Genomic DNA, 3332 nt, shown 5'->3' with positions numbered 1-3332 from the left:
GTACGTCGCAAAGCGCGACAGCTGGTCGGCGCGCTCGGCGGCCGACTGCATGCTCGTCACAAAACTCGTTTCGATCAGCGCGCGGGCGCGCTGCACCTCGACATCAGTGACGCCCTGCTGGTGCATCCGATCCAGCTCCGCCAGTACCGCCGCTTCGAGCTGCGCGGGCGTGACATCAGGGTGCGCGGTGGCGTCGATCACGAGCAGGTCGCTGCCCTTGGCCAGATCATACGTAAAGGCGCTCGCCTGGGACGCGATCCGCTGGGTGCGCACCAGCGACTGTTCCAAACGGCAGCCCGTCCGCAAGCCGAGCACCGCGGCGGCGAGCGAGGCGGCGTAGTAGCCGTCACTGCCGAACACCGGGGTACGGCAGGCCACGAACAGGCGCGGCAACGCGACGGCATCGGGTACCGTGGTACGACGCGTGTCACCGAAGGTAGGCGGCAGCGTCATGTCGCGCAGCGGCGGGCGGTGGCCACCGCGGGGGATCGGACCGTAGTACTCCGCGATCAGCCGCATGGTCTCGGTGCGATCGAAATCACCGGCCACCGTGAGCACCGCGTTGTCCGGCGTGTAATACGTCTGAAAGAAGTCGGCGACGTCGGCGAGCGACGCGTCGGTCAGATGCTCCATGGACCCGATCAACGAGTGATGGAACGGATGCTCCTCCGGGAAACAGAGCGCCGGCAACCGCTCCCACCACGTGCCGTACGGTTGGTTGTCGACCGACCACCGGCGTTCATTCTTGACGACGTCGCGTTGCGTGTCGAGCTTCTGTTGCGTGAGGCCGGGCAGCATGCGCCCCATCCGGTCCGCCTCGAGCCACAGCGCCAGAGCGATCTGATGCGACGGAACCGTTTCGTAGTAGTTGGTCCGATCCAGCCAGGTGGACCCGTTGAGGGTCCCCCCAGCGCGCTGGATGAGTTCGAAATGTTCGTTGGCCTCGACGTTCGCCGACCCCTGAAAGAGCATGTGCTCGAACAGGTGGGCAAACCCGGTGCGATCGAGCCGCTCATTGGCCGAACCCACGTGATACCACAAATTGACCGCGACGATCGGCGCCGTGTGATCCTCAGAGAGCACCACATGCAGGCCGTTCGGGAGGTGATAACTCTCGACTGGAATGCGCATGGTTCAATATTGGGGGAGTGGTCACGAAACTCGGAACCCCACACGCACGAACCGACCAGGCCCGCCGGGCATCAAATCTTTCTCCCGTGCTTTCTATGACCTCTTCCCATCGCCATCGCCTCGTGCTACTCGGAGCGCTTGGCGCACTCACGGCGTGCGGCAGCGACCCGCAAGTGCCGACGGCAGCGGCCGCGATCACCGGCACGACCGTGTCGGCCGTGGTGACCGCGGCAGTCGCCACCGTCCCCTCCGTGCGCATCACCGATGCCAAGGGTAAGAGCATCAAGAACGTCTTGGTGCGCTGGCGCATCACGAGCGGTGGTGGCAAGGTCGTGAACGATTCGGTTCGCACCACCGCGAGCGGCGAGGCCACTTCGGGCGGATGGACGCTGGGCATCACCGCTGGACAACAGGGGCTTGAGGCCACCGCCGACGGCGTTCCGGCGGTCACTTTCACCGCCACGGCAACAGCCGGCCCGTTGTCGCGCCTCACACCGGTCACGGCGGTGGACCAGCAGGCTACGGTCAATACGCCCGTACCGTCGCTCCCCACGGTGCGCGCCGAAGATCAGTACGGAAACCCGGTCAACAGCGCCGCCATCGTCTTCACCATCGTGCAAGGCAACGGCTCGCTGCTCGGTGCACAGCAGTCCAGTAACAGCCTGGGCGTCGCCACCGTCGGTGCCTGGACCATCGGGACCGCCATCGGTCAGCAGATCGTGACCGCCACCGCCACCGGGGCCCAGCCGGCGGTGTTCAGCGTCAACGCACTCGCCGGACCTCCGGTCGATCTGGTCCGCGTAGTCGGCGACAATCAGGCTGGGGTTGCAAACCTCAACATTTCCACCCCGCCTGGCGTCCGCGTCGTCGATGCGTTCGGGAATCCGGTGGGCAACGTCCCAGTCACTTTCACGCCCGGCCCGAATTCCGGCACCGTAACCGGTAACACGGTGCTCTCCGAGCCGTCCAACGGTACGGCATTCGTTGGCAGTTGGCGCCTTGGCACCGCAACGACACAGACGCTGCTCGCGACCAGCTCGGCCATTCCGAACAAGACGACGACATTCACGACCACGGTCACGGTATCCGCATTCAACGTGGACGTCCGCTTCGTCGGCGATGCGTCGCTACCGGTCCGCACCGCCTTCGCCAACGCGGTCGCCAAGTGGCGCCAGGTCATTGTCGGCAGCATCGGTTCCGTCAACAACGTGAACATTCCGGCAGGTCCCGACGCGAATGCCTGCGGCCCGTGGACGCCGGCACTTACCGGCACGGTGCAGAACACGATCATCTTCGCCCGCATCGACTCCATCGACGGGCCGGGTACCCCGGAGGCGGGAAACATCCTCGGACAGGCCAGCCCGTGCTACGTCAACGGCAACGCCATCCCGTTTCTCGGCTTCATGGAGTTCGACAAGTACGACGTCGACCTGCTCGTAGCGCGCGGGCAGTTCGAGAAGGTCGTGCTCCATGAAATCGGACACGTCCTCGGCATCGGCACCATCTGGAATTTCCGGCGCACCCTGCTGAACACATCGATCATGAACGACCCGTATTACGTGGGCAATGGTGCCCGTGCGCAGTTCGCCGCCATCAACACCGTGACCTACTCCGGCAATCCGGTGCCAGTGGAGAACACCGGCGGCACCGGTACCGCCAACTCGCACTGGCGCACGTCGGTCATGCAGCGAGAACTCATGCAGGGCTTTGCGGTGAATCAGGTGCAGCCGCTCAGCCGAATTACGGTGGGCTCGCTTCAGGATCTCGGCTATACCGTCAACCTCGCCGCCGCCGATGCCTTCTCGCTCACCGCGGCGCTCCGCAGCGGTTTCGGCTTCGACGCCACATCGGGGATACCGTACCGTGATCTCGTACCGGATATCGAGATCAAACAGCAACGCGCCGATGGCAGCATCGTGCGTTTTCCGCGCAACACCAGATAGCGCACCCCGCTCGTTGGCCGACGCGAACTACGGTGTGGTCGGTGCCGTCATCGACCCGCCGGTCATCGTAAGCCAGAGCATCAACGCCACGTCCGTCGGCAGCGCGATCGACTCGCGCAGCATGTATTCGACCGCCACCGCACGATTCGACGAGATGGGACTCGTGCGCGTGGGCGACGGAAGTGGACGCAACCCGTGCAACCGCGCCAGCACGTCGAGCCGGAGCATGTGAAACGGATCGCTCACCAGCAGCACCGT

2 protein-coding genes and 1 pseudogene are annotated in these 3332 nt (G+C 64.9%); 1 reads left to right on the top strand and 2 read right to left on the bottom strand.

Going from position 1 to position 3332, the window contains the following annotated elements:
• On the bottom strand, nucleotides 1–1131 hold a 1131-nt coding region (locus ACIRA7_RS16055), incomplete at its 3' end, for a M16 family metallopeptidase (protein ID WP_396221844.1).
• 95 nt (nucleotides 1132–1226) lie between these two features.
• Between ACIRA7_RS16055 and ACIRA7_RS16050 the strand changes: the two genes are divergently transcribed.
• Nucleotides 1227–3074, top strand: coding sequence for a leishmanolysin-related zinc metalloendopeptidase (locus ACIRA7_RS16050; RefSeq protein WP_396221843.1), 1848 nt, complete (start codon nucleotides 1227–1229; stop codon nucleotides 3072–3074).
• A 27-nt stretch (nucleotides 3075–3101) separates the two neighbouring features.
• Here ACIRA7_RS16050 and ACIRA7_RS16045 read toward each other — a convergent pair.
• A pseudogene (locus tag ACIRA7_RS16045) lies at nucleotides 3102–3332 on the bottom strand (hypothetical protein); the annotation flags it as partial.

Source organism: Gemmatimonas sp., from assembly GCF_044376735.1.
Classification (GTDB): domain Bacteria; phylum Gemmatimonadota; class Gemmatimonadetes; order Gemmatimonadales; family Gemmatimonadaceae; genus Gemmatimonas.
Note: the sequence above shows the minus strand (reverse complement) of the source record. Positions and strands in the feature narration are given on the sequence as shown.

Coding starts and splice junctions, on each gene's coding strand:
- ACIRA7_RS16050 (WP_396221843.1), top strand. CDS start 1,227: ATGACCTCTTCCCATCGCCATCGCCTCGTGCTACTCGGAGCGCTTGGC.